This is a genomic window from Bacillus sp. GbtcB10, from assembly GCF_019091365.1.
GTDB lineage: Bacteria > Bacillota > Bacilli > Bacillales > Bacillaceae > Bacillus > Bacillus altitudinis.
Map to the genome: position 1 here is coordinate 118107 of NZ_JAGXJP010000002.1, position 26778 is coordinate 144884.

28 protein-coding genes and 1 pseudogene are annotated in these 26778 nt (G+C 41.9%); 8 read left to right on the top strand and 21 right to left on the bottom strand.

Translation table 11 applies throughout. The features are described 5' to 3' along the window. Positions 1-12 precede the first annotated feature (12 nt). The 3 genes from essB to KVT11_RS06040 form a co-directional block, all read right to left on the bottom strand. The gene (gene essB / locus KVT11_RS06030) at positions 13-1326 is read right to left on the bottom strand and encodes a type VII secretion protein EssB (protein ID WP_045034547.1); all 1314 of its coding nucleotides are present in this window, start codon (positions 1324-1326) and stop codon (positions 13-15) included. Positions 1327-1340: 14 nt separating this feature from the next. Next, complete coding sequence (yukD, locus tag KVT11_RS06035; protein WP_008345897.1) at positions 1341-1580, bottom strand: ESX secretion system protein YukD; 240 nt, start codon at positions 1578-1580, stop codon at positions 1341-1343. A gap of 95 nt (positions 1581-1675) precedes the next feature. Continuing rightward, positions 1676-1969, bottom strand: coding sequence for a WXG100 family type VII secretion target (locus KVT11_RS06040; protein WP_003213769.1), 294 nt, complete (start codon positions 1967-1969; stop codon positions 1676-1678). A gap of 407 nt (positions 1970-2376) precedes the next feature. Between KVT11_RS06040 and KVT11_RS06045 the strand changes: the two genes are divergently transcribed. The 3 genes from KVT11_RS06045 to KVT11_RS06055 all read left to right on the top strand — a co-directional run bounded on the left by KVT11_RS06045 (position 2377) and on the right by KVT11_RS06055 (position 5566). After that, complete coding sequence (locus tag KVT11_RS06045) at positions 2377-3606, top strand: sporulation transcriptional activator AdeR (protein WP_008345900.1); 1230 nt, start codon at positions 2377-2379, stop codon at positions 3604-3606. 110 nt (positions 3607-3716) lie between these two features. Further along, a complete protein-coding gene (gene ald / locus KVT11_RS06050) occupies positions 3717-4853 on the top strand; it encodes an alanine dehydrogenase (RefSeq protein WP_008345903.1) in 1137 nt (378 codons plus the stop codon). A gap of 116 nt (positions 4854-4969) precedes the next feature. Then, positions 4970-5566 carry a biotin transporter BioY gene (locus KVT11_RS06055; protein WP_041091835.1) on the top strand — a complete coding sequence of 199 codons (597 nt, stop codon included), beginning with the start codon at positions 4970-4972 and terminating at the stop codon, positions 5564-5566. 47 nt (positions 5567-5613) lie between these two features. On the opposite strand, the gene KVT11_RS06060 is transcribed toward KVT11_RS06055, so the two are convergent. Beyond that, complete coding sequence (locus KVT11_RS06060; RefSeq protein WP_008345907.1) at positions 5614-6942, bottom strand: Na+/H+ antiporter family protein; 1329 nt, start codon at positions 6940-6942, stop codon at positions 5614-5616. A 336-nt stretch (positions 6943-7278) separates the two neighbouring features. Beyond that, positions 7279-8769, bottom strand: coding sequence for a leucyl aminopeptidase (locus KVT11_RS06065; protein ID WP_008346787.1), 1491 nt, complete (start codon positions 8767-8769; stop codon positions 7279-7281). 326 nt (positions 8770-9095) lie between these two features. Between KVT11_RS06065 and KVT11_RS06070 the strand changes: the two genes are divergently transcribed. Beyond that, a complete protein-coding gene (locus KVT11_RS06070; protein WP_008346791.1) occupies positions 9096-9572 on the top strand; it encodes a divergent PAP2 family protein in 477 nt (158 codons plus the stop codon). 40 nt (positions 9573-9612) lie between these two features. On the opposite strand, the gene KVT11_RS06075 is transcribed toward KVT11_RS06070, so the two are convergent. The 4 genes from KVT11_RS06075 to KVT11_RS06090 all read right to left on the bottom strand — a co-directional run bounded on the left by KVT11_RS06075 (position 9613) and on the right by KVT11_RS06090 (position 12237). After that, complete coding sequence (locus KVT11_RS06075; protein WP_017358926.1) at positions 9613-10257, bottom strand: 3D domain-containing protein; 645 nt, start codon at positions 10255-10257, stop codon at positions 9613-9615. A gap of 99 nt (positions 10258-10356) precedes the next feature. Continuing rightward, entirely contained in the window at positions 10357-10677 is a 321-nt protein-coding gene (locus KVT11_RS06080) for a YuiB family protein (protein ID WP_003212933.1), read from the bottom strand. Positions 10678-10758: 81 nt separating this feature from the next. Next, complete coding sequence (locus KVT11_RS06085; protein ID WP_008346797.1) at positions 10759-10884, bottom strand: YuiA family protein; 126 nt, start codon at positions 10882-10884, stop codon at positions 10759-10761. Between the two features lie 135 nt (positions 10885-11019). Continuing rightward, positions 11020-12237, bottom strand: a complete 1218-nt coding sequence (locus KVT11_RS06090; RefSeq protein ID WP_162149727.1) for an NAD(P)/FAD-dependent oxidoreductase — start codon at positions 12235-12237, stop codon at positions 11020-11022. A 389-nt stretch (positions 12238-12626) separates the two neighbouring features. On the opposite strand from KVT11_RS06090, the gene yumC reads away from it, so the two are divergent. Next, positions 12627-13625 (top strand): ferredoxin--NADP reductase 2, encoded by a 999-nt coding sequence (gene yumC, locus KVT11_RS06095; RefSeq protein ID WP_008346801.1) that lies wholly within the window; start codon positions 12627-12629, stop codon positions 13623-13625. A 46-nt stretch (positions 13626-13671) separates the two neighbouring features. Here the strand turns inward: yumC and KVT11_RS06100 are convergent, their stop codons facing one another. After that, a complete protein-coding gene (locus KVT11_RS06100) occupies positions 13672-13878 on the bottom strand; it encodes a hypothetical protein (protein WP_008346803.1) in 207 nt (68 codons plus the stop codon). Positions 13879-14080: 202 nt separating this feature from the next. On the opposite strand from KVT11_RS06100, the gene KVT11_RS06105 reads away from it, so the two are divergent. Further along, a complete protein-coding gene (locus KVT11_RS06105) occupies positions 14081-14497 on the top strand; it encodes a hypothetical protein (RefSeq protein ID WP_008346805.1) in 417 nt (138 codons plus the stop codon). 125 nt (positions 14498-14622) lie between these two features. Here KVT11_RS06105 and erpA read toward each other — a convergent pair whose 3' ends face one another. From erpA to KVT11_RS06120, 3 genes are all read right to left on the bottom strand, one after another. Beyond that, positions 14623-14985: an iron-sulfur cluster insertion protein ErpA gene (gene erpA / locus KVT11_RS06110; protein ID WP_008357254.1), complete on the bottom strand. Its 363-nt coding sequence runs from the start codon at positions 14983-14985 to the stop codon at positions 14623-14625. A gap of 73 nt (positions 14986-15058) precedes the next feature. Continuing rightward, the gene (gene dapF / locus KVT11_RS06115) at positions 15059-15913 is read right to left on the bottom strand and encodes a diaminopimelate epimerase (protein ID WP_008346809.1); all 855 of its coding nucleotides are present in this window, start codon (positions 15911-15913) and stop codon (positions 15059-15061) included. Between the two features lie 270 nt (positions 15914-16183). Then, positions 16184-16420, bottom strand: a complete 237-nt coding sequence (locus KVT11_RS06120; RefSeq protein ID WP_008346813.1) for a YuzB family protein — start codon at positions 16418-16420, stop codon at positions 16184-16186. A 255-nt stretch (positions 16421-16675) separates the two neighbouring features. Here KVT11_RS06120 and KVT11_RS06125 point away from each other — a divergent pair, with 255 nt between their 5' ends. Next, on the top strand, positions 16676-17743 hold the full coding sequence (locus KVT11_RS06125) for an NAD(P)/FAD-dependent oxidoreductase (protein ID WP_017367978.1): 1068 nt from the start codon (positions 16676-16678) through the stop codon (positions 17741-17743). Positions 17744-17791: 48 nt separating this feature from the next. On the opposite strand, the gene KVT11_RS06130 is transcribed toward KVT11_RS06125, so the two are convergent. Together KVT11_RS06130 and KVT11_RS06135 are read right to left on the bottom strand one after the other, a co-directional pair. Further along, entirely contained in the window at positions 17792-18022 is a 231-nt protein-coding gene (locus KVT11_RS06130) for a WYL domain-containing protein (protein ID WP_017358919.1), read from the bottom strand. A 100-nt stretch (positions 18023-18122) separates the two neighbouring features. Beyond that, positions 18123-18452: a YuzD family protein gene (locus KVT11_RS06135; protein WP_008346819.1), complete on the bottom strand. Its 330-nt coding sequence runs from the start codon at positions 18450-18452 to the stop codon at positions 18123-18125. Positions 18453-18573: 121 nt separating this feature from the next. On the opposite strand from KVT11_RS06135, the pseudogene KVT11_RS06140 reads away from it, so the two are divergent. Next, a pseudogene (locus KVT11_RS06140) lies at positions 18574-18873 on the top strand (NifU family protein). A 232-nt stretch (positions 18874-19105) separates the two neighbouring features. Here the strand turns inward: KVT11_RS06140 and KVT11_RS06145 are convergent. The 6 genes from KVT11_RS06145 to yutH form a co-directional block, all read right to left on the bottom strand. Next, on the bottom strand, positions 19106-21076 hold the full coding sequence (locus KVT11_RS06145) for a S9 family peptidase (protein ID WP_017358918.1): 1971 nt from the start codon (positions 21074-21076) through the stop codon (positions 19106-19108). A 102-nt stretch (positions 21077-21178) separates the two neighbouring features. Beyond that, a complete protein-coding gene (gene thrB, locus KVT11_RS06150; RefSeq protein WP_017358917.1) occupies positions 21179-22111 on the bottom strand; it encodes a homoserine kinase in 933 nt (310 codons plus the stop codon). Then, a complete protein-coding gene (thrC, locus tag KVT11_RS06155; protein ID WP_008346825.1) occupies positions 22108-23169 on the bottom strand; it encodes a threonine synthase in 1062 nt (353 codons plus the stop codon). The genes thrB and thrC overlap by 4 nt, the downstream gene beginning before the upstream one ends. Further along, the gene (locus KVT11_RS06160; protein ID WP_210552199.1) at positions 23169-24470 is read right to left on the bottom strand and encodes a homoserine dehydrogenase; all 1302 of its coding nucleotides are present in this window, start codon (positions 24468-24470) and stop codon (positions 23169-23171) included. Before KVT11_RS06160 ends, thrC begins: the two co-directional genes overlap by 1 nt. A 222-nt stretch (positions 24471-24692) precedes the next feature. Further along, a complete protein-coding gene (locus tag KVT11_RS06165; RefSeq protein ID WP_041091844.1) occupies positions 24693-25661 on the bottom strand; it encodes a 2-hydroxyacid dehydrogenase in 969 nt (322 codons plus the stop codon). 74 nt (positions 25662-25735) lie between these two features. Beyond that, the gene (gene yutH / locus KVT11_RS06170; protein ID WP_035389301.1) at positions 25736-26776 is read right to left on the bottom strand and encodes a spore coat putative kinase YutH; all 1041 of its coding nucleotides are present in this window, start codon (positions 26774-26776) and stop codon (positions 25736-25738) included. Positions 26777-26778: the final 2 nt, after the last annotated feature.

Below are 26778 nucleotides of genomic sequence, written 5' to 3' on the forward strand. Positions count from 1 at the left end.
GTATCGAAAGAATTATTTTTTCTCATCTTTTTTCGTCTGAGAGGTTTTCTTTTTTGCATCAGATTCTTTCTCTTTTTTCTCCTGATCGGCTTTTGACTGCTCTTTTTGTTCAGCTGTTTCATCTGTTTGGCTTGCATCTGAGGAGTCATTGGTGCTCGTCTCCGTTGTTTCTTTTTCTTCATACTTCGCCATTTCCTTAATGATTGGATCTAGCTGTTTTTGTTTTTCTTCAGCAGATAGGCTGTCGTCATTTTGAATTTCATTGCGGTAGGCGACGAGTGCTGTGAATATGTATCGGTCGTCCCCGAGCACCCTTGCAATATCCAGAGCTTCCTTGCTATTGCCTTGTCCAATATGAATCCAGAACAGGAAGTATTGCGGGTCTGTCTGCAATGTGTACGTATCCGTGATTTCTTTTTTGTGCTGGTCAAGCAATAGATTCCCTTGATTCGTTTGCACATACGAAATGGCCAGTTCATATTGAAGAGAGACTGGCATTTGATCGGCTTTGTATTTTTCGAGCGTATCCACCACTTGGCTGTACTGTTTGTTGAGATAATATTTGTTCGCTTCCACATACGCTTCTTGTTTCGGCATGGCGAAAAAGAACGTGTAAATGGTATACACCAATGCAGGAATCAAAAGAACAAGGAGACCAAGTCCAATGTATCGTTCAATCTTCCATTTCTTTTTTGGAATGGTTAAGAGCGTCTTTTCTTTTGCTTCGATGGCTTCTATTTTTTGTTGAATCAAAGCAGACAATTCTTCCAGCGACTGTGTGTCACTTATTTCCTTTGCCTGCTCAGATAATTTCAACGTATCATGATAAGCCAAATATTCTTGAAACTGATATTCATGGTCCACCACTCGAAGAATGACGGCTTTGACCTCTTTTAATAGACGATGTTGGTCGGTTTCATATGGCGGGATGCTTTCTTTGACCCCGTAATGCAAAAATGCAGGCGCTAAGCCTTGATGAAAAACAATGTTTTCAGGAGAAACAATAGGATGCAGCCGCTTCACGTCGTGTTTGCACACTGCATCGACAAGCTGGTATGAAAAAATCCATTTGCTTTTTTCATCCTTTGCATGGATGAAACGAAATTCCTGATAGGCAGGAGGCGGTTGAATCGAAATGATGACCTCACCTTCGGTTAATTGGATCTCTTTTTTAAATGAAGGATTGATGTCTTTAATCGGTGCCGCTTCTAAACCGTCTAAGAGTTTAATTGTCTCTCTTTGAAAAATGAAGGTGTAAGTGCCTTCCTCTTTTTTCATGACTGCTTCTAATTGTTCTTCTAAATAGGAACTCTTTTTATCTGCCATTTACAAAAGTCCTTTCATAGTATTTCCAGCCTGTCTCCTGTGGTGATTCCACAGTCTGACAGCTTATATTCGCCTGAAAACACAGCTTTCTTATTGACTACACGCACCCATCCGCCATCTCGTTTAGGTAGTGAGATTTGTTTTGCCTGCCAGGCGATATGGATGACTTGTTTAATATGTAAATAATTTGATAGTCTCAAATCAAACACACTGCCATCATAGTTTTTTAAGTCGATGGTAATATCGATATACACAAATTTCCACCTCACAAAATAGAAAGAGCGCCGGCATCAACTGACAGACTCGGCGCTTTTTCTGCTTTTCACACTTAGAAAGGAAATCCCTTTGATTAGCCGCGGATTTGGCTAGCGATGTCTTGGTCAGTGCTTTCAAGTGTATTTGCAGTTTGATCAAGCTGATTGCTGACATCTGTTAATAGATCAGACATTTTGATGAATGAAGGTTTTAGCTGTTCGTATTGATCAGCGAATGCTTCACTAGAAGCACCTTCCCACATTCCTTTTAGGTCAGAGATCATTCTATTTAGACGATCAACTTGGTTTAACACTTCTTGACTTTCAACACCATATTGCTTAGCGGTCGCTCTTAGTTCTTCTGGGGTTACGCGAATAATTCCTGACATATTCCTCATTACCTCCCGTGCATAGCCGCCATATAATGGGCTAATCCACTTATTTTTTGACGTTATTATTATAAAAACAGAAATGATACACAGTCAAACAAATCTGTTTTTATTTTACAAAATGAGTCTATAGAATTACTGTTTTTTCGCTCTTTATCTAGTATTTAACAATTTTTTGGTCATATATTCTTAATAAAAGGGCGTGCACTTCGATGAACCTTTCCGCCTATTGATTTTTTACTACATTATTATTGTACTATTTCTTTTTGTGATCAACGCATGACCAATGTGCTCATTTCTCAAGCTTTTTGTTTTTTTAATGATTATGGCATTTTCTTGTTGATTTACGTACCTGATTCTCTTCATAATGTAAGTACGTGAAATATTCGAAAAAGCAGGGGTTTTTTATGACAAAAAAGACAGATCCATTTAAGTATAGCCTTGATCGTTTAGAGGATGTGGCAGACCAAATTAGTGATGTGCTCAATTGCCCTATTACTATAGAAGATACTCATCATCGATTATTAGCCTATAGCACACATAATGATTTCACTGATCCCGCCAGAACTTCAACCATTATCTCCCGCCGTGTACCGGAAAAAGTCATTAATCGGCTTTGGAAAGACGGTATCATTCCTACACTCCTTAAAACAGATGAACCGCTTCGCGTACCTCAAATTGCAGAAGTCGGTCTATCCAGCAGGGTTGCCATTTCCATATGGAAAGACAAAGAGGTGCTCGGTTTTATCTGGGCAATTGAATCCACGCAGCCTTTTTCAGATGAAGAAATGGACCTTCTCAAGATGGCAGCACATGCCGTGAAAAACAAATTACTCAATTTACAAATTCGAAAAACGAAAACAGAAGAACGCAATCAGGAGCTATTTTGGAAGATGCTCACAGGACATATTCATGAAAAGGATGAGATGCTTGATCTCTTCTTGAGGCTTGGGATGAGGTGTCCAGACACGTATGCCATTATTATTTTTCGCCTTCGTGATGAACTCACTGAAGATACGGAAAAGAAGCTCTCCTATCTGCTTGAAACAACGCAGCAAGTGCAGGTGCTGTTAACGACTGTTGATTTTAACGAATTCATTATTCTTGTCTCGCCAAAAACAGAACATCCGCTTCAAGATATTAAACAATTCACAAGCGGCATGCTAAAGCAGTTGTCTGATCGGTATCAGCTCCATGACGTTCAAGCGGCCATTGGTGGAATTTACGATCACATTACTCATATTCAGCCATCCTATAAAGAAGCACTGGCCGTCTTAAAAACAAAAGAACGCTTTCCTGTGGAAACAGAACAATTAAACAGCTTTTCTGAACTGGGTATTTATCAATACTTAGATGTGCTTGCTGAAAAACGAAAGGGATCGTCTTATTCCAGTTACTCTTTATCAAAGCTTGAGGATTACGATCTCAGGCATCATTCCAACCTCGTCGAGACCCTTGAACGGTTTATTGATTGTGACAGCAACGCCAATATCGCCGCAAAGCAGTTAAATATTCATATCAACACACTGAATTACAGGCTGAAGCGGATTACGGACATTGCAGAAATTGATTTAAAAAACATGAATGAGAAAATGACCATTTATCTTGATATGAAGCTAAAAAACGTCCCTTTGTGAAATTTCACAAAGAGGCGTTTTTTAATTTTTTCATTCAACCGAAGAATTTTCTAAACTTTCAGGATACACTAGACATACAATATCAATAGATAAGCATAGGAGGAATTGATATGATCATCGGCATTCCGAAAGAGATTAAGAACAATGAAAACCGGGTCGCATTAACACCAGGAGCAGCATCTCAATTGCTTTCAGCTGGACACCAGATTTTAATTGAAACGAACGCTGGTTTTGGAAGCGGTTTCACTGATGACGATTATGTATCTGTTGGTGCAGAGATTCTTGATCAAGCGAAAGATGTGTGGGCATCTTCTGATATGATTATGAAGGTAAAAGAACCATTACCTGAAGAATATTCATATTTCAGAGAAGGTCTGATCTTATTTACGTACTTGCACCTTGCAGCAGAGCCCTCCTTGGCTGAAGCATTAAAACAAAAAGGTGTAACAGCCATTGCTTATGAAACGGTAACGGACGGAAAATCACTCCCTCTATTAACGCCAATGTCTGAAGTAGCAGGTAGAATGGCTGCTCAGATTGGTGCTCAATTTTTAGAAAAGCCAAAAGGCGGAAAAGGCATTTTGCTCGCCGGCGTGCCAGGAGTATCGAGAGGGAAAGTCACCATTATTGGCGGCGGTGTCGTTGGAACAAATGCAGCGAAAATGGCGATCGGACTTGGCGCAGATGTCACCCTTATTGATGTAAATGCGGAACGATTACGTCAGCTGGACGATCAGTTTGGTCATCAAATGAAAACGTTAATGTCTAATCCTGTTAACATTGCAGATTCAGTGAGCGAGGCAGACCTGCTCATTTGTGCGGTTCTCATCCCAGGTGCTAAAGCACCAACCCTTGTCACAGAAGAAATGGTGAAACAAATGAAGCCTGGTTCTGTCATTGTCGATGTAGCCATTGACCAAGGCGGGATTGTGGAAACAATCGATCATATCACAACACATGATCAGCCTACTTATGAAAAGCACGGCATTTTACATTATGCTGTTGCCAATATGCCAGGAGCGGTTCCGAGAACATCGACAGTTGCTTTAACAAATGTCACGGTCCCATACGCCCTGCAGATTGCAAATAAAGGTGCTGCAAAAGCGATCAAAGAAAACAAGGCGATTGCTGAAGGCGTCAATGTGATGAACGGACATATCACCTATGAAGCTGTCGCTCGTGATCTCGGCTATGATTATGTGCCTGTTAGTAAAGCCCTTGAAACCTCTTCCATGACCGAAGCTTAATATCTAGCCCGCCCTTTTCAGGGGCGGGTTTTATTGTTAACCTAAAATAAAAATGAGTTGACAAAAGAACCTCTTCCCCTTAATCTATTTGTACAGATAAGACAGGGGGAAATATCATGCAAAAGAAGACAAGAACAGCTGACTTTGTGCTCGTCGGGATGTTTGCTGCGCTCATGGCTATCGGAGCCAATATCACATCCATTGTGCCATTTTTACAGGTCGGCGGAATCCCACTTACGATGCAGCCGTTTTTTTGTGTGCTTGCTGGTCTTTTGCTGGGCAGACGACTTGGCGCATTGGCCATGATTGTCTATGCTCTTGTTGGGATCGCTGGTGCACCTGTATTCGCACAGTTCTCGGCGGGTCTCGGCGTTATTTTAGGAAAAAGCGGTGGCTTTGTGTTATCATACATTCCTGCTGCATGGCTTGCCGGATTCATTCTTGAAAAAAGACAAAACCCTGGTTTTGGCCGCTTTTTATTTGCAGCCATTGCAGGAACGACCGTGATGTATGTGATCGGGACAACTTATACGTACATCGCATTAAATGTATGGCTGAACGCACCAATCTCTTATCAAACCACATGGTTCTTCATGATGTGGTTTATGGTAAAAGACTACGCGCTGACCATTCTCCTTGCGATGCTAGCACCTAAAATTTATCGATCAGTTTCAAAAGCCACATCCTTTCGAAAAGAACAAACAGCTTCCTAATATCAGAAAAGGTTCCTTTACTCTATGAGTAAGGAACCTTTTTTCATTTATAGCATAATTGCCGCAAGCCAGCCGAACAAGACGAGCGGGATATTATAAAAAGCGAATGTTGGGACACATGTACCCCAAATGTGGTGATGCTGTCCATCCATATTCAGTCCAGATGTTGGTCCGAGTGTACTGTCGCTTGCAGGTGAACCTGCATCTCCTACCGCCGCAGCTGAACCAATAATCGCAATAGTCGCCATCGGGCTGAATCCTAAGTGTAAACAAAGCGGGACAAAGATCGTCGTAATAATCGGAATCGTTGCAAATGATGAGCCAATGCCCATTGTCACTAGCAGACCCACCAGTAGCATTAAAATAGCCGCTAAGCTTTGGCTGTTTCCGATAAATTGAGAAGACGCCTTGACGAGAGATTCAATATCTCCTGTTTTCGTTAAAACATTGGCAAATCCAGCTGCAACAAGCATGACAAATCCGATAAATGCCATCATGTTCATGCCAGATGTAATCAGCGCATCTGCTTCATCGCGTTTCATCATTCCCGTTACAAACAAGACAAGCAAGCCTGCAAGCGCACCGAAGATCATCCCTTCGACTCCAAGGCTTTGAGAGAGATATAACTGAACAATAAGTGATACAAGGATCGCAAGTCCAGCAAAGAATAAGCTCTTTTTTGTATATGCTGATTTTTCTACATCCGTAATGTCACGATTCTCATATGTTTTTGGCTTACGATAGACAAAGAGTGAAACGATCAAGCCAAGAACCATGCCGCCTACAGGAATCAGCATCGCATACGGAATGTCTGCTAAATTCACTGTTAAACCTGCATCTTTCATGTTGTCACGAAGCATTCCGTGAAAAATCTGTCCAAAACCGACCGGAAGCAAAATATATGGTGCAGTAAGTCCGAAAGTCATCACACATGCTAGCAGTCTGCGGTCAATTTGAAGCTCGTTAAACACCTTTAATAATGGCGGGATTAAGACCGGAATAAAGGCAATATGAACAGGAACAACGTTTTGAGAAAAACAAGATACGATCAAAATGACCAGAATAATGAGCACTTTTGATAATGTTTTTCTTCTTGAATCGCCTTCTTTTCCAAGAAGCTTCACAGCTCCTTCGACCATGGCATCAGGAAGACCCGTTTTCGTCAGTGCGGCTGCGAATGCACCTAATAGTGCGTAACTAATCGCCACTGTCGCATTTCCGCCAAGACCGTCAGTGAACGCTTGAACTGTTCCCCCTAGACCTAATCCACCTGCAAGTCCGCCCGCTAAAGCGCCAAGTGCCAGCGCAATCACGACATTGACCCGCAGCAAGCTTAATATCAACATTAAAACAACCGCTAAAACAACTGCATTCATGGTGAAACCTCCGAAATCCTTTAGTTTACTAATGTAGTAGATAATTAAAGTACCAACGTATGTTACCATAGAAAATTTACTTCGTCAAATGGCGTATGGCCTACATAAAAAGCTCTGCCAGTTGGCAGAGCTCAGATTGTTGACAAAGGGCTAAAATGAATTTTATTTTAGCCCTTTGTCTTCTTTTCAGCGTGATAGAAAACCTTTGCAGTCTAGGAAGGACGAGCATCGGCGCGGAGCGAATTTGACATTCGTGAGCACCTAAGCGCAGGACTGACACCGAATGCGAGGGTTTGTCTACACGCTGAGCTCTGCCAGTTGGCAGAGCTTCCGTCGTTATTTCTTCGGTTCAAATCGTTCCACAAATGTTGCTAATGATCTGACCATCACACCTGTTGCTCCTGTTGGACCAAAGCATGAAGGCTTTTCTGTCGTGGCTGTTCCTGCAATATCTAAGTGAACCCAAGGGGTGTCTTCAGCGAATTCCCCAATGAATGCACCTGCCATGATCGCATGACCATCACGACCTGGTGAGTTATTCAGATCAGCCATTTTGCTGTTTCTTACTCGTTTTTTATCTTTTTCGGTGATTGGCAGCTGCCAAATCATTTCCCCGCATTCTTCTGATGCCTCTTTAAACTGGGCATACAGTTCATCGTTATTGGTCATCACGCCTGTTGTTTCATTCCCAAGTGCCACAATGACACCGCCTGTTAATGTCGCAACATCCACAAGCACAGAGGCGCCATGCTGCTTCGCATAGGTCACACCATCTGCTAAAACAAGACGGCCTTCTGCATCCGTGTTAAGCACTTCGATTGTTTTGCCGCTTAGTGAAACAATGACGTCATCTGGCTTCATCGCATCTGCTGAGACCATATTATCTGTTGAGGCGATGACCGCAATGACATTCTGCTCTGGACGAAGTTCACCGATGATTTCCATTGCGCCTAAAACAGAGGCTGAACCGCCCATATCTGTTTTCATCCCCACCATACTTGCTCTTGGCTTTAAGGAATACCCACCTGTATCATACGTAATGCCTTTACCGACAAGGCCGATGACGTCTGTCCATTCTTCCTTGCCTTGATATTTCAATACAATCAGCTTCGGTGGTTCTGTTGAGCCTCTATTAACGGCTAGAATACCGCCCATTCCGAGCTCTTCCATTTGTTCTTTATCTAAAATTTCAATCTCGAATTCATATTTATAAGCAAGCTCTGCCGCATAGGATGCAAGATCAGAGGACGTGAGCATGTTCGGCGGCATATTCACAAGTGTACGAGCCGAATTGACCGATTGTCCGTAGACTTCGCCCACTTTCAGACTTGCCTGAATTTCGGCAGCATCATGATCCGTTGTTGCATAAACAAATTCGATAAAGCGATCCGGTTCATTCGTTTTATGTTTAAAATCTTGTAATTCATATGTAGCTAAAAGGCAGCTTTCAGAAAGGGCATGGGCTGCATCTTGAACAGGCAGATCCTTTCCTGTAAATGTATCAAGCAAAACCGAAACTGCTTGCTTTTTATCTTGATGAAGCTTTTTAAATAAATGCGCAAACACTTCCTTTGCCTCTTCAAACGTGTAATCTGACTCCTTCCCAAGCCCGACAAAATAAATGCGTTTAATGCCGGTTTCAGGGGATGGGAAAAATTTCGAAAGCTGATTTCGTTTAGATGAAATATCGCCTTCTTTTAGTAATTCAGTGATTCTTCCTCCATGTAATTCATCCATTTCTTTTGCTTTTCCTGATAGTTGGCTCTTTTGAAAAAGTCCGATGGCCAGTGTATCTTTATGTTGCAACTCATTTGTCGAGAAAAACATATTTATCACACGCTCCTTCAATGAACTCCATATTTCACATTGGAACTTCTATTATATCAAAATTTATGTGCTGATACGATCATTGCCAGCCTGTCTTCCCTTGAAGAACATTTATATTTTGGCATGCGGAAGGGCATCATGAAAAAGCGGCAGCGATCCATAGCAGCCTGTCCATGGTCTCCTCGTTCCACATCTACTTTCTTTAATGTTATAATGAACATGGACTTGGCAACAGTTCTTACTGCCATCATTTTTTTATCTTACTAGGGTAAATACTTTATCATTTCGCACGTTATTTTTTCTTAAAGAGAGGATGTTTCTTGTTCATGAGCGTACTGACGAATTTTCCGCTGCTTGCCAGCCTTGCAGCCATCTTTTTTGCACAATTTGTAAAAGTACCGATTCAATTTATCATTTCTAGACGACTAGATTGGTCGCTCATTACAAGCACAGGCGGAATGCCAAGTTCACACTCCGCAGCAGTAACAGCACTCTCAACAGCAGTTGCTTTAGAGCACGGGCTAGGAACATCTATTTTTGCCATTTCCGCCATCTTTGCCATTATTACGATGTTTGATGCGACAGGTGTTCGCAGACAGGCAGGAGAACAGGCAACTGTCCTGAACAAACTGGTCACAGATTTTAACCGGTTTGTTGCCGAGGCAAAGAACTTCCCAAATGCGGAAGAAAAAGAGAAGCAAAAGAAATTGAAAGAGCTTCTTGGGCATAAGCCGATTGAAGTCTTCTTCGGCGGCTTAACAGGAATCTTGCTCACACTCATCTTAGATTATTACTTCATGTAGAAACGAAAAAGCTTTGGACCTTTTGAGATCCAAAGCTTTTTTATTCTTTATTGGCTTGAAACTGCTGCCGGAACACTTGCATCGATTCTGCTTCATTCAACTGATTTAAGTCTTTTTCTGTCAGCGTCCCTTCACCCTTTTTAATCACATAAACGTCCAGCACTTTTTTACCCCATTCTCTATACACATCATCAACCGTTTCATAATATAAATCAAGCTTATGACCTTTAATCGCTTTCCCAGTATCTGCGACTACACCATAGCCATAATTGGGGATAAACAGGACAGTTCCTATCGGAAAGACAGATGGGTCCGCTGCCACGGTTGAATATAAATCACGTTTTACTTTGACGCCTGAATATGTAATGCCATATGCATGATGTTCTTTCGTCTTACCTGTTGATTCTACTCCTGCTGTATAACCTGTGGCGACAACCTTTTGCTTCGGATAATCGTTCCAATTAAATGCTTCTTCGAGAGAAACAGCACGCAAATCATCACTTTTCACCGCCATCGTCTGCCTTTTTGGATGCTTTAAAAAAGAAGATACGTGCTTACCGGCATCGGTCTCTTTCACCCATGCAGCGAGATCACTTGGTTCTACGCCAGATATGCCCGTAAAGCTTGTCATCAAGGCAAGCATAAACAGACCTGTCATGAACAATCGTTTCATCCATGTTTTCATTTCTATTTGTCACTCCTCTACCCATCTATTTGTTTCCAAACAAAATGGAAACTATGCAAAGGAGAAACAAAAAAACCCACTTGCGTGTAGACAAGTGAGTTAAAACATTTGATAGCCTCTTTTACGAAGGGCATTGATGACAAAACCTGAGGCAATGGCACCAATTAGACCACTTAATAAAATGATGATATCTGCCGCAGCAAGAGAAACGATGCGGTCTCCTATCCCGGAAAAAGCAATGCCTGGTTCTCTTACATAAGCGATCATCTTTTGATTATTGATAATGAAAAGGCATACAATTGGATATAAAATTGCCATAATCCATGACATTCTCAGCAGCATATTCAGCAAAAAGCCAATGCCGAAGAATAACACGAAAAATAAAATAACTGAAATGATAACGACTGGTAAACTGATCACTTCATCTCCACCCCCAAATATCCCATCATTAGTTTAACTTGGAAATAGAGATGAAGTCAATCAATGGAAAAAGCCGTAAGATTAATGCTTCTTTCCTGTCCCTTTACATTCCTCACATGTTTCTGATCCGCCGAGCAATAACTGAAAATATCCTTTTCCTGAACAATACTGACAAGTTGACTTTTTTTCTTTCGTTTGTGCATTCATATTGCTCACTCCTTAATCTAAATTTTCTGATAATTCATCATAACATATTTTTCTGTCCAGTACCAAGTGAGAAAATATTCCGTCAAACATGAAAAAACGTGTACCACAGGGATACACGTTTTTGTCTATATCGGTTTAGAAGAACTTGAATTTTCCTTTTTTCAGAACAAGTCCTGGTCCGCCAACCATGAATAATGAACGGTTGTCGATGATTTTTTTCATTGCAGAAGCTTTTGTTCCTTGAAGTTTTTTACCAAACGCAACACCTACAGCGTCGTGTTCACCAAGAGAAGCAACTGTTCCTTTGATGTCTGGCTTAAAGCTTTCAAGCGTGCCACCTTTTACTAGTGCTGCAAGGTTTTTCGCTACTGTTTCACCTTGCTGCATCGCAATTTGTGCAGTAGGTGGGTATGGACGATTAATTTCTTCATTGATGATTAATGAGCAGTCACCGATGATGAATACATCTTCATTTTCTGGTACACGAAGATCTGGAGACACTTTTACGCGGCCGCGCATGTTTTCAAATCCAGCTTCTTCAACGATTGGGTTACCACGTACACCAGCAGCCCATACAACAGTTTCAGCTTTGATTTCTTCTGTATCATCGTCTTTTCCAACAATGATGCCCTCAGGCGTACATTCTTTGATCGCTGTACCGATTTTGAACTCAACACCTTTACCTTGAAGGTAGTTCATCGCATAGTCGATCAATTCAGGATCAAATCCTGGAAGAGCTGTTGGTGCAGCTTCTACACAGATAATACGCACGTCTTTTTGATCAATATCATACTCTTTGCAAAGCTCAGGTACACGGTTTCCAAGCTCACCAAGGAACTCAATACCTGTGAAGCCTGCACCGCCGACAACGATAGTTAGACGCTCTGGGCGCTTTTCAGCATCTGTATTATAAGTCGCAAATTGAAGCTCAATATGCTCACGAAGCTGACGAGCAGAGTTGATGTTAGAGATTGAGAATGCATATTCTTTCAGTCCTGCAATACCAAATGTTTCAGGAACAGCACCAAGCGCAACAACAAGGTAGTCATAAGAAAGTTCGCCATCTGATGTCACAACTTTCTTCTCTTCCTTATTAATGCTTTCAACTGTTGCTTGTACAAAGTTGACACGGGAACTGTTAATCACATCTTTGATTTGATAACGACAACGGTCATGATGAAGAGTACCTGCACTTGCTTCATGTAACCATGTTGTTTCGTAATGATAATTATGCTTGTTCACAAGAGTAATGTCCGCATCATTTGTGCCAAGCTGTTTTGTTAATCTTGTTACAGTCATTAATCCGCCATAACCTGCACCTAATACAACGATTTTCGGTTTATTCACTGGAATCACATCCACCTTTTTTAAATTTGCTGTAAAACGGATAAAGAATTACATATCGTTATTCTCAACCGCTTTGCGGCATTTTATGAAATTTAAACAAAAAATAAGTATGTGAAAATCTGAACTTTCACCTACAAAAAACGAAAGCATTTGACCGTTTCCGACAAAAATTCATAAAAAATTAATATTTAGTTCCCTTAACAATAATAGCGAGTTCTGCTCCTTTTTTCAAGGCTTTAAACTGAAAATCCTTAGGATAAACGGTCTTTCTCTCTTTTTTCCCCTTTTCACAGCATCGGCATCAAAAAACGACAAGTTTTTCAAAACAAGTCAAACGACGATATGTGTTATGATATGATATAGTGATAACAATTTTCATTTGGGAGGATTAAGGAATGCAAGAAGATTCTAAGGTATATGACATTACCGTTATCGGGGGCGGCCCAGTCGGATTGTTTACTGCGTTTTACGGAGGCATGAGACAGGCAAGTGTGAAAATCATTGAGAGCCTTCCTCAGCTCGGCGGTCAACTATCCGCTCTTTACCCTGAAAAATACATTTATGATGTGGCTGGTTTCCCAAAAATCCGCGCACAAGAATTAGTTGATAATTTAAAGGAACAAATGGATAAATTTGACCAAACCATTTGCTTAGAGCAAGCTGTGGAAACGGTTGAAAAACAAGCAGACGGTATTTTCAAACTCGTTACGAATCAAGAGGTTCATTATTCAAAAACAATCATCATTACAGCTGGTAACGGTGCATTCCAACCGAGAAAGCTTGAGCTAGATGCAGCAGAATCATTTGAAGGAAGCAACCTGCATTACTTCATCAATGACCTGAACCAATTCGCTGGTAGACGTGTTGCTGTTCTTGGCGGCGGAGACTCTGCGGTCGACTGGGCACTGATGCTTGAGCCAATCGCAAAAGAAGTATCGATTATTCACCGTCGTGATAAATTCCGTGCACATGAGCACAGTGTAGAAAACTTGCACAACTCGAAAGTCAATGTGCTGACACCATTTGTGCCAACTGAGCTCATTGGTGAAGAACGCATTGAACAAATTGTGCTTGAAGAAGTGAAAGGCGATAAAAAACAAGTACTAGATGTGGACGATGTGATCGTCAACTTCGGTTTTGTTTCCTCCCTTGGACCAATCAAACAATGGGGCCTTGAAATCGAAAAGAACTCTATCGTGGTCAAATCCACGATGGAAACAAACATCGAAGGCTTCTATGCGGCAGGAGACATCTGTACGTATGAAGGAAAAGTCAAATTAATCGCAAGCGGATTTGGTGAAGCACCAACTGCTGTGAACAACGCGAAAGCCTACATGGACCCGAAAGCCCGTGTACAGCCGCTCCATTCCACAAGCTTATTTGAAAATAAATAAGAACGGATCAAAAAAAGGAGTTCCATCTGCGGAACTCCTTTTTTGTTTATTTAAAAATCCCAATATAGGCATTCGCCATTCCAAGTACCATTGCAGCAAGTAACACCACAACAATTCCTGCCACAACCAAAATTACCCGATCCTTCACACGTTCCTTTTTCGGAAGCGGCTTGTCTATCCCGCAAGATGGACATGTTTTGGACCGATACGGAATCAGTTCATGACAGTTCCTGCAATTGATTTGTTCACTCAAACCTCAGCAACCTCTTTTCTGATGACAGTTTATGTTTGGTTCTCATGATACTCTTTTCGAGGGGAAATAGCCAGTTGTGAGGACAAGCTGTAACAAAATTGAGCGATTTACAAATTGTTTAAGAAGGAATGGAATGAATGAAGGTTTGATTGGTTCAACCGATATAAGAAGTAGAAGATTGTCATGAAGGATAGGTGGAAAGATGATAAAGCGTTTCATGATTAGTTTGAGCTTGTTACTGATGATTGGCGGCTCAGTAGAAGTGTTCGCAAAAGATTATAACAAACATTATGCTCAATTCGCTGCCGGATCGAATATGGATGTTGATCAGCTAGAACCTTTTTTAAAGCGTGTATCCACTTCGGTTTTAGATGCTGGTTTGAGTGATCAAGAAATCAAACAGATACTCACCAACGTTCAAAAAATGAATAAAAACAATGATACAAAAAGAATGGGCATCTTTGAAGTGGTATACCATGAAAAACCAGCAAAGATTAAAATTGAAATTGAAGTCCATGTGGAAGATGGCAATAAAGAAGTGGTGATCTATATGTTTAGCACCCAAGAGTTGGTGGATGTCTTGGATAAAGAACTATTGAAAATAGAAGAAGCCATTTGAGAAAGAGACGCTGAATGAGTATCTTTTTTTGGTCATCTTTTCTCTTCAAAACAAAAAGCCTCCTCGATCGTGTTGTTTACAAAAACAAACGAACAAGGAGGCTTATTATTATCCATGATCAGTTGTTAACACTCTTCCGGCGTACCGGTATTCGTGGCTGTTCTGAACGAAGAACCGCATCCGCATGACGCAATCGCGTTCGGATTGTCAATCGTGAAACCGCCGCCCATTAGTGATTGTTTGAAATCAATGATGGTTCCGTTCATGATGTCAAGGCTTTCGGAGTCGACAAGAACCTTGATGCCGTGCTGTTCGAACTGCGTGTCTTTCTCTGAGACTTCATGGTCAAAGCCCATCCCGTATGAAAGACCGCTGCAGCCGCCACCTTTTACGCCAACTCGCAGGAACGCATTTTCTTCTTCATGTTCTTTCATCATATCTTTAATCTGCAATGCAGCAGCTTCTGTAATCGTTACTGGTGTACTCACGATCATCCCTCCTTTTGACTGGATGTTTCTTTTCAATTATAAACGTGATGTTGCCTTTTCTCAAATAAATGGTTTAGAGATAGAATGTGCCGTCACAAATTGTTTCAGCAGGTCCTGTCATCAGCACATGGTCATTGTCTTTCCAGCGAATGATGAGGTCTCCGCCAGCTAGATGAACGGTCATATCCGTTTCTTTTTTCGCATGTCCATTCACAATCGTTGATACAGCCGCAGCACATGCTCCTGTTCCGCACGCTTGCGTAATCCCTGATCCTCTTTCCCACACGCGAAAATGCAGTTCCGTTTCACTGACACGTTCCACAAATTCTACATTGACGCCTTCTGGAAACATGTCATGCTTTTCAATAATTGGCCCAACTGAATCAAGCGGCGCCTGTTCAATGTCTTCTAAATAGAAAACGATATGGGGATTCCCCATTGAAACAGCTGTTCCATTTAAGGTCGTCGTGCCAAAATCAAGCGGTTCATTGATCGTTGTACTGGCCGGTTCACCAAGCATTGGCATCGCTTCTTTTTCAAAACGAGGTTTACCCATATCAACTGTCACTAACTGAACGTGACCATCCTGCACATGAACGGTCGCCTCAACGAGTCCTGACAATGTCTCAATCTGGAACGTTGTGTCTGTTACGATTTGATGCTCATACACATATTTTGCCACGCAACGCAGACCGTTACCGCAGTTTTTCCCCTCTGATCCATCATTGTTGAAAATGCGCATCTTCACAGGCGCAACATCTGATGGGCAAATGAGGATCATTCCGTCTGAACCGATACCTGTATAAACAGAAGAAACGCGGATCGCTATCTCTGACAGCTGCTCTTCTGGAAGCTGTTCCTTCATCTGATTGACGTATATATAATTGTTTCCTAGTCCGTGCATTTTCGTGAATTGAAATGATGTCATGAGCGTCCTCCAAAAATGTTGTTTCTTTATAGTATAAAAGGAGTCGATTCAGGAGACAATCTTATCATCCCCCGTTTTTCATACATAGAAGCTCTTTGCTGCCATGGCAAAGGGCTTTTATTATGCATATGCCTCTTTTTCTCTCGTGTGATGCTTCATTTTGATGATATTTTATTAGCATAACATATTGGATGCGCTTTCTACATTTTTTCCTGAAAAATGGAAACTTAATATATGAAAAAAATGCACCTCATGACCCATGTGGTGCATTTAAAACATGTCGTTTTCCTCTATAAAAGCATAAATACGCTCGACTAGCTGCTCTGCATTTTCTCCAGAAACAAATTCTCCATTCACAAGAGCAAATGGGGAGTCCATACATTTGCCGCAGTAGCTTAAACAGCCGTATTCCATTACATCTAAGTTTGGGTCTTTTTCTAGCTTCTCTTTTGCTTCTTGAGACCCTTGTGCAAGATTACTTACACAAAATTCGATCAGTGGAAACACTGTGCTTCACCTCACATTTGCCTTACTATCCTACCGAAATTCCTTCTATTAGTCAAAACATGAGCTTCAATAAATCGTTACGCCTATTCCCCGTAAAATGTTTTACTATTTAGGACTAAGTAATGAATATGTAGGTTATTTTGAAACAATTATTGTGGTTTCACAGTAAATTCGATATAATTTTATTTGGTATTTTAACTTAAAGTTTTTTAGAATAAGTGTTTTTCAATGTCTAGGGGGAAAAGGAGAATCGTCATGAAAAATTTAGTCTTGATCGGCGGAGGTTACGGGAATATGCGGGTTCTCCACCGCTTATTGCCAAATCAATTACCTGATGATGTTACTATCACATTAATTGATCGAAATCCTTACCACTGTTTAAAAACAGAATATTATGCACTTGCTGCTGGAACGATCTCTGATCATCACATTCGAGTATCTTTTCCAGAGCATCCGAAGCTGGATATTCAATACGGGGAAGTAGAAAAAATTGATATTGAAAACAAACAGATCTTATTTAGCGACCGTGAACCGATTCCATATGATGATACGGTAATCGGACTCGGCTGTGAGGACAAGTATCACAATGTCCCTGGGGCGAAAGAACATACATACAGCATTCAAACCATTGATCAGTCAAGGCTTGCGTATAACAAATTAAACAATTTGAGTGCAGGTGCAACGGTTGGTATCGTCGGTGCTGGACTTAGCGGGGTAGAGCTGGCCAGTGAACTGCGTGAAAGCCGTTCTGATTTAAACATCATTCTTTTTGACCGCGGAGAACTGATTCTTTCCAGTTTCCCAAAAAGATTAAGTTTATATGTACAAAAATGGTTTGAAGAAAACGATGTAAAGATCATTAACTGCGCCAATATTACGAAGGTTGAAGAAGGAGTTGTGTACAACCATGACGATGCCATTGAAGCAGATGTCATCGTGTGGACAGCAGGAATTCAGCCAAGTAAAGTCGTGCGAGATATGGATGTTGAAAAAGATGCACAAGGCCGTGTCGTCTTAACTCCTCATCACAATCTCCCTGGAGATGAGCATGTCTATGTCGTAGGTGACTGCGCAAGCTTGCCTCATGCACCAAGTGCACAGCTTGCCGAGGCACAGGCAGAGCAAATTGTGCAATCTCTACAGAAACGCTGGAAGAACGAACCGCTTCCTGAGGCTTACCCACAGTTTAAGTTAAAAGGCGTACTCGGCTCTTTAGGGAAAAAAGCCGGCTTTGGCTTAGTGGCGGATCGTCCACTTGTTGGTCGTGTTCCAAGACTCTTAAAATCTGGACTTCTTTGGATGTACAAGCATCACAATGGATAAAATGATGTGAATTTTTTCTCAAAGCTCCTTCTAATGAAGGAGCTTTTATTATGAAACGGCATGTACCGATGAATGGTTCACTTTGATAGGAGCAAGCGCAAGGATGCAGTCTTTACGAAACGTTCTGATCGTCTTCTTCGATAAACAATACGCTTGTATGAACTGTTCAGTTTGACGATGTACAATGATTTTTCGTTTCGAGCACTCTCCATTTTTCTTCATATAAATCATATCAATCGGTATTTGTTGATGAAGAGATTGTTTTAGTAAATAATTCATGATGCTCACGCTCCTTTCATCTCATTATAAACGAACAAACGTTCTAAATCAACCTAAAAAGGAACGTTTGTTCTGTTTATTTTCCTAAAAAAAGAACAGCTCATTCACTGCTCTCTTCGTACCCGTATTTCTCCATTTCTTGATAAATATCTTTTAATTTCGGATTGCCCTCTCCAACAATTTGATCCTCAACAAGGACAAGCGGATAAAAGAATTCATCATCAAGAATTCGTTCAGACAATTCTTTTTGGCGTTCGTTTTCAGGCGGGTGCTCAATATCGATATATGTGATGCGAAACGGCTGATTTGGATATTTTCGTTTTAATGCTGCATCTAGCCACTCAAATGTATCTTTTGAAGAAGGCAGATTCACGCAACTAGCGCACAGGACATCTCTTCCATATACATAAAGGTCAACGGTTTTGTTCATTTGACAAGCCCCCTATTCTTTCTTTATTTTAGCTGAATTTTCTGTATGAAAAAAGTCAAAATCACTTTTTGTTTCAAGATGAGATTGTGCTATAATGAGAAGGAAACTTTGAAACCAATCAATAGATTTTTATCGTCCAGATGAATATAATGGTGATATGTTGTGAAAGGAGCGATTATATCTAATGACTGAAGTCGAAATGAAAGACCAAGTACAGGAAGTACTGGACAAACTTCGTCCATTTCTATTACGTGATGGTGGAGACTGTGAGCTTGTAGACATTGAAGATGGCATTGTGAAATTACGCCTTCTTGGTGCATGCGGCAGCTGCCCAAGTTCAACCATTACATTGAAAGCCGGTATTGAGCGCGCATTATTAGAAGAAGTACCTGGCGTTGTAGAAGTTGAACAGGTTTTCTAATTCATATATGACATGAAAACGACCCTTACTGGGTCGTTTTTTAATTGTTGACAAAGGGCTAATTTTAGCCCTTTGTCTTCTTTTCAGTGTGATAGAAAACCTTTGCAGTCTAGGAAGGACGAGTACTGGCGCAGAGCGAATTTGACATTCGTGAGCACCGGAACGCAGGACTGACACCGAATGCGAGGGTTTGTCTACACGCTGAAACGACCCAATCAGGGCCGTTTTTTGATTAGGATAACTTCTCTCTAAACCATTCTTGAATAAAGGTCAGTCTTTGAATACGTTGCCCAGGGTGGCCACTTCTGGATAAATCATGAGAAGCCTTAGGAAACTTGACTAATCTCGTGTCTTTTCCAAGCTCCTTCAATGCCACAAAAAGCTGCTCTCCTTGATCGACTGGGCAGCGGTAGTCTTCATCACTGTGCAGGATGAGAAGCGGTGTGTTCACCTGTTTTACATACTTTAGCGGCGAACGATCCCATAGCTTATCAACCGAATCATAAATATCCCCATCCACCTGCCATTTTGTAAAGAAATAGCCGATATCACTGATGCCATAAAAGCTAATCCAGTTTGAAATGGAACGCTGTGTAACAGCTGCACGGAAACGGTCTGTCTGTCCGACAATCCAATTGGTCATAAAACCGCCATAGCTGCCGCCTGTTACGCCAAGCCTTGTTTCATCAAGAAAGTCATAGGCTTCGAGCACATGATCAACAGCCAGCATGACATCCTCATAATCAACGTCACCATAGCTGCCTCTTACCCGGTCTGTAAACATCTGTCCGTATCCATGACTGCCATGAGGGTTGATGTAAACAATCGCATACCCTTCAGCGGCGAGCATTTGAAATTCATGAAAATACGTATGACCGTACATCGCATGCGGCCCGCCATGAATTTCTAAGATAAGTGGATATGTCTTCCCCTCTTCCATCTGAGCAGGCTTCATCAACCAGCCATGTACAACGTCTCCTTCTTTTGACTGGAAAGAAATTGGTTCAGGTTCGGATATGACATGTTCCTTTAGAAAGTCATCATGCTCAAACGTGATTTGCTTGAGTGAGGATTCCCCTAAAGTCAGCTCATACAGCTCACTAGGCGAGACAGGTGAAAGACGGCTGATCAGCATTTTTGATTCATCTGGATGAAGACTGAAATTCGTCACATGTTCTGCCTCTAAACGAACGGGATAGGCTAAGCCTTCAATAGAGAAATAATAAATCCCGGTACTCCCTTGATCAGAAACAAGCGCATAAAACCCCTGACTATCCTTCGTCCATTGCGGAAGCTGATTGGCTTCACCTATGACACTATCCCCTGCCATACAGTTACCAACATACATATCGAGCATTTCTGACAGTTGAACGGTCTTTTTCTCCTTCAGATCATACAGCCACAATGATGGGAAGGTTGCATTCTGAAATTCACGCTCGTGTCCAATGTACAACAGGCTTTCTCCATTTGGAGAAAATGATACGGTCGAGTAAGCGCCTGTTGATTGGGTGATTTTCTTGGATGTACCGTCCTCTAATGACAGGAGACAGATATCACTTATGTAAAACGTCTGCGGGTTGGATTGAATATAGGCGAGCCACTTCCCGCAAGGAGAGACGACATGATTCACATGATGATGCTGCTCACTCGTAACCGTCTCTACCTCCCCTGAGCAGACATCGATTTGTACAATTTGCGTCAGACGCCCGTCTAAAAAGCCTCTGCCATCTGCTTTATAAGTCAAATCATCATATACTGCCGGAGCAAAGTCATCGCACTCTTCCTTTTTTTCATCATGAACAGATTCTTCTTGTTTTAATGAGACCGATGCATAAATGAACGCTCCATCCGGTGAAAATACAGGATGAGATACGCCGTAAGGAATATTCGTTAAAGTACGAATGCCGCCGCCATCGCTCTGAATGAGTGCGAGCTGAGGGACTTCCTTTGGCTTCTGCAAAATAAACGCAAGCTGCTTCCCGTCATTTGACCACACTGGCTGATGATGCTTTCCATCATCGAATGTCCATTGTGACAGCTCCCCTGTCCCTTCATCTCGAACCCATAAATGAATATTGTAATCATCCTTTTTTTCATTCACCGATACTTTTGTAAAAACAGCCTTTTTTCCATCTGGTGAATAGACTGGATGAGAAACAGACACGATTTGTGTTAAATCCTCTGCTGTTATCAATTTCTTCATCAATAGATCTCCCCCTTTTATGTATCAAAAATAGTTCGCTTCTCTAAATAATAATCCCTGCTTTTGTTGTGAAAAACAAGGATAAAAAAAGAACGTGCTCATTTATAGCACGTTCTTCATTTGATTCACAGAATGATGCTCGACGATGACACCTTCTACCGGCACCGTCAGCACATCTACTTCACAATGCGGGAAATTTTGGGCAAGCTGTTCTTTCAACGCTTCTCCCTTCCCTTTTTCCACTAAGGTCAAAATGGTCGGCCCAGCACCGCTTAATGCTGTTCCATACGCGCCTTTTAATGAAGCAACGTGCTCCACCTTTGATAGCTCTGGGACAAGCATCGTGCGGTATGGCTGATGAAATAAATCTTTATTCATCATTTCCCCTACAAGCGGCCAGTTCTGCGTCATTAAGGCGGCGACAAGGACGTTACTCACTGCACTCGCGCTCACGGCCTGTTTATAGGAAAAATCCTCTGGCAGGACATCACGGGCATCCTTTGTGAGCACTTCATAAAAAGGAATCACGACGACTACATCTACATCCACATGCTGCACTTTAACGGCATGTGTCTTGTCTTCTTCATGAAGACCGATGAGTAAACCACCGAATAAAGAGGCACCCGCATTATCTGGATGACCTTCTACCTCACTTGCAAAAAAGAGCTTCTGATCATCGGTCATCTTTAATTCAAGCAGCTGATTGGCGAGCTCAATAGCGGCGACAATGGCAGCAGCGCTGCTGCCCAGCCCCCTTGCTAATGGAATATCACTCCACACTTTGACATGAACAGGCGGGAGTGTTTTTCCAAAGTCATCTGCGACCTTTTTAGCTGTTTGGTAGATCAGGTTATCGGTGCCTGATGGAATACCAGACACGACATCTGTTTCTGCTTCAAACAGCCAGCTATCATGGTCATAGACCGATAGCTTTAAATAGCGGCTGAGCGCCATTCCGACTGAGTCAAAGCCTGGTCCTAAGTTGGCAGTGCTTCCCGGTACTGTGATTGAAAAAAGCATGGAGGCGTTACTCATACGCGTGCGGCCTTTTCTAAATGTTCAAGAATTTGATCTTCATCTGCATCCAGTGTGACCGGTTTGATGTGCGAAATATCAATCGCCGTATTCGGATCTTTTAATCCGTTTCCTGTCAGTACAGCGACGACTTTACTGCCTGGCTTAATTTCTCCAGATTTCACTTGTTTGAGTACACCTGCAATTGATGCACAAGACCCTGGCTCTGCAAACACCCCTTCTTCACGTGCGATCAATTGGTAGGCATGAAGAATTTCTTCATCTGTCACTTCATCAATTTTCCCGTTCGATTCATCTGCCGCTGCTACAGCTTGTTTCCAGCTTGCAGGGTTTCCGATGCGAATGGCTGTTGCGACTGTTTCTGGCTGCTCAATGACTTCATTTCGAACGATGGCTGCAGCACCTTCTGCTTCAAAACCACGCATGACTGGCAGTCCAGTGCCTTTTTTCTCATGATATTCTTTGAAGCCTTTCCAGTACGCTGTAATATTCCCCGCATTCCCAACAGGAATCGCCAGTACGTCCGGTGCGGAGCCTAGCTGCTCACAGATTTCAAATGCCGCTGTTTTTTGTCCTTCAATTCGGTATGGATTGACGGAGTTAACAAGTGCGATCGGTGCTTTTTCACAGATGCTGCGGACAATTTTAAGTGCATCATCAAAGTTGCCGTCAATGGCAATGATCTCTGCTCCGTACATGACAGCCTGCGCCAGCTTACCGAAGGCAATTTTTCCATCTGGAATGATGACAATACATTTCATATCAGCGCGCGCCGCATAAGCTGCCGCTGCTGCAGACGTATTCCCTGTCGATGCACACATGATCGTATCATTACCTTCTTCTTTTGCCTTTGCGACGGCCATGACCATCCCGCGATCCTTAAAAGAACCTGTAGGGTTGACGCCTTCTGTTTTCACGTGAAGCTCAATCCCAAGCTTTTCAGATAGCTTTGCGAGATGAATCAGCGGTGTGTTTCCTTCATTTAATGTTAGTTTAGGTGTTTGTTCGTTTACTGGTAAGAATTCTTGAAATTCTTCAATGAGTCCATTCCACTTCATCAGCTTAAACCGTTCCCTTCTACTCGGTACGTGCTCTTCACTTGAACCACCACGTCGAGATCGTTTAATGTTTGCAGGATATTTGAGAAATCTTCTTCTGATGTTTGATGTGTAATAATCACAATTTCAGCCAGCTCATCATGCCCTTTGACAGGAAGCTGAAGGATCTTTTCAAAGCTGATGCCTCTTTCAGAAAAAAAGGATGTAATGCGGGAGAAAGCTCCGACTTGATCTCTCACATGTATTCTTAAAAATTGCTGAGCAAATACTTCGGATGATGATTTGATTTTCTTGTCAAATTGCGGTGCAATAAATCCACTGCCATTCACACCAAGACGCATGTTTTTCATAACAGCGACTAAATCAGAGACAACAGCTGTTGCCGTTGGCAGGCTGCCTGCTCCAGGTCCGTAAAACATCGTTTCTCCGACAGCACTTCCGTAAACATAGACAGCATTAAATTCATTGTTGACGGAAGATAACGGGTGATGATCAGGAAGTAAAGTTGGCTGTACGCTGACCTCCACTTTCTCTCCGTCCCTTTGGGCAATTCCAATCAGCTTCATTGTATAGCCAAAACGTTTACTGAAATTAATGTCCTCATCCGAGATGTCCGAGATGCCTTTCACTTTCACATCCTCTAAGTCTACATTCATGGAAAAGCCGAGTCTTGCCAGGATGGCCATCTTTCTTGCCGCATCTAGTCCTTCTACATCCGCCGTCGGATCTGCTTCTGCAAAGCCAAGATCCTGCGCTTCTTTTAATACATCTTCATACGCACTTTTATCGACATTCATTTTTGTTAAAATAAAGTTCGTTGTCCCGTTCACGATTCCCATCATTTTTGTGATGCGGTCAGAGGCTAAACCTTCCTCTAGTGTACGCAAAATCGGAATCCCACCTGCGACACTCGCTTCATAGTAAAGGTCACAGCCGTTTTCTTTTGCTACATGTAAAAGCTCTGTGCCATATAGCGCCATTAAATCCTTATTAGCTGTAATGACATGCTTCTTCTCATTTAGTGCATCTATTAAATATTGTTTTGTCTCTTCAATGCCGCCCATCACTTCAATAATGACGTCGACCTCTGGATCTCGAATCACATCGTATACTTCAGTTGTGAAGACCTCTCTTGCCACATCCACATCTCTTTTTTTATCGGGATTGCTCACAAGCACTTTTTGTATTAATACCGGACAGCCGATCTGGTGCATTAATTTATCCTGATGATCTTGAATAATCTTAACGACACCGCTCCCCACTGTTCCTAATCCTAGTAGTCCAACTCGAATTGCCTTCACCTGAAATTCCACCTTTCTCCGTAAATGTCCTCTCTAAAAAGACATTTGTTAACCTAACACAGACATTCAATGTACACACATTATAAAGGGGTATCCTCATTTTGACAAGGTAATAAAATAAGAGAATATGAGAATGAAACCGCTTAACAGCTATTTATATCAAGATTCTATATTTTCAAAATATTTTTGTGAGAAAAGCTCCCGAAGCCGGGAAGCTTGAGATTACGCCTGAACTGGCGTTTTGGCTTGCTGATCTTGCAGGACAAGCGCAATATTTTCAGCACATAAATGCATCATGTTTTTTCTCGTTTCAACACTCGCACTTCCGATATGAGGAAGCACTGTCACATTTGGTAATGTAGTTAACGGGTGATCCGGACTGACAGGCTCCCTGCTAAATACATCCAGACCTGCTCCTGCAATTTTTCCTGTCGTGACAGCATCATATAAAGCCTCTTCGTCTACCGTCTGCCCTCTGGAAACGTTGATGAAGTAAGCCGTGTTCTTCATCTGCTCAAATGCTTTCTTATTAAACATTTCTTTCGTTTCAGGCGTTAAAGGCGTCAAACAAACGATGAAATCAGACTGCGTAAGTAGCTCATCAAATGCGGCATAGGTCACACCTAGCTGCGCTTCTGCTTTTGGCTTTCTTGAACGATTATGATAAAGAACATTCATATCAAAACCTTTTGCCCGCTTGGCCAGTGCGGTTCCAATACTGCCCATTCCGACAATCCCTAACGTTTTATGATGAACATCAGCACCGGCTAGAAGAAGCGGCCCCCAGCCTGTCCAGTTCCCATCCTTAATCCAATCACTCGCTTCGACAATTCGTCTTGCTGACGCCATCAAAAGCGCAAAGGCTAAATCAGCTGTCGATTCTGTTAAGACGTCCGGTGTATGACATACCGTGATCCCGTGCTTTTTAGCTGCCTTTAGATCAATATTGTCATAGCCGACCGCGAGATTCGCGACCACTTTTAGATTTGGAGCATTTGATAAAAGTGCCTCATCTACTTGATCTGACAGCATCGTGAGCAGCCCATCTGCTTGAGCCGCTTGTTTTTCTAACTCTTCTCTTGGACACGGCTCATCCTCGCTCGTCCACATGTCAATATGAGCGACTTCTTTTAATGGTGTAAGTGTTGTTTCATCAAGCTTTCTTGTGATATAGACATAAGGTTTCGTCAAGAAGAACACTCCTTTGGTTGATTTCTTTAAGCATAACGAAAAACGCCTCAAGAGAAAAGAGACGTTTCGTCTGTTCACTGAAACTTCAAATCAGCGGATTGATGAATCCATCCAACAGGAGGAATGAGATGCCCACCGCTGCGCATGGCACTCAATTCTTGAAACACCTTGAGAAAATATTCGTAGCGGTTCGCATCATTTAAAACATAATCTAATCGTTCTTCATAATAAGATTTTTCATTTTCTCCTGACATATAATAACCTTCGACAATTTCAAAATAATGAAGCGGAAACAGAAGACGGCTGTACAGCAGACGCTTTGAAAATGATGAAAGAGGCGTAACCTGCTCATATTGCTGCAAAAAGGAGAATCCCTCTTCAATTAAATCCTCCTTATGCTGGACAAAGGTTTCTCTTAAATATTCTGCGATGTCTCTTGTTGGATGGTCAAATACCCAGTCAACAGGTAAACGAAGCGGCTGCTCATGTGGCCAGGTCATACGTGAAAAGCGCTGATGACAAACAGTACCTGAATCACATTCTTTTGGTTCATCATCAAGCTCTGTATCCACTAAATATTGAATGGCATTTTCCGTTAATCCGAGATAATACGGAAAGGATTCAATAAATTTCTTTTCAAATCGTTCAAGTGGTTTTTGATGCATTTGCTGCATCCAAAAGCCTTCCAGCTGGTCTAACCGTTTTGCCCATAATTCCTTCCAAGCTCCGACACGTTTTGTTTCAGACACCTCATAAGGAAACCCTCTTCCCCTGACATGAAAGGCCGCCAGCTCTGATGCGTGCTGAAATGAGCGGCTTGTAACCCGCGGTGCTGCCTTTAATAGAGCGTACAGTTCTTTTCCATGGGTAAAAGTCGGTTTCTCTTCGTTTGTTAATTCAAACACGGCAACGTATGGGTCACCGTCATTCAGTAAATACTGACTGATATGATAAAGCTCTGTGAGTTCTTCTTCTCGCAAATGAGACACGGGAACAATGATGAAGAGAGCTTTCGCCGTTTGAAAGCTCTGATAACTGCCATATGGCATAAATTGACGCACATCAATACCAAATGTGTGATAAATGGTTTCTTTCATGATTTCACCTGCGTTCATAA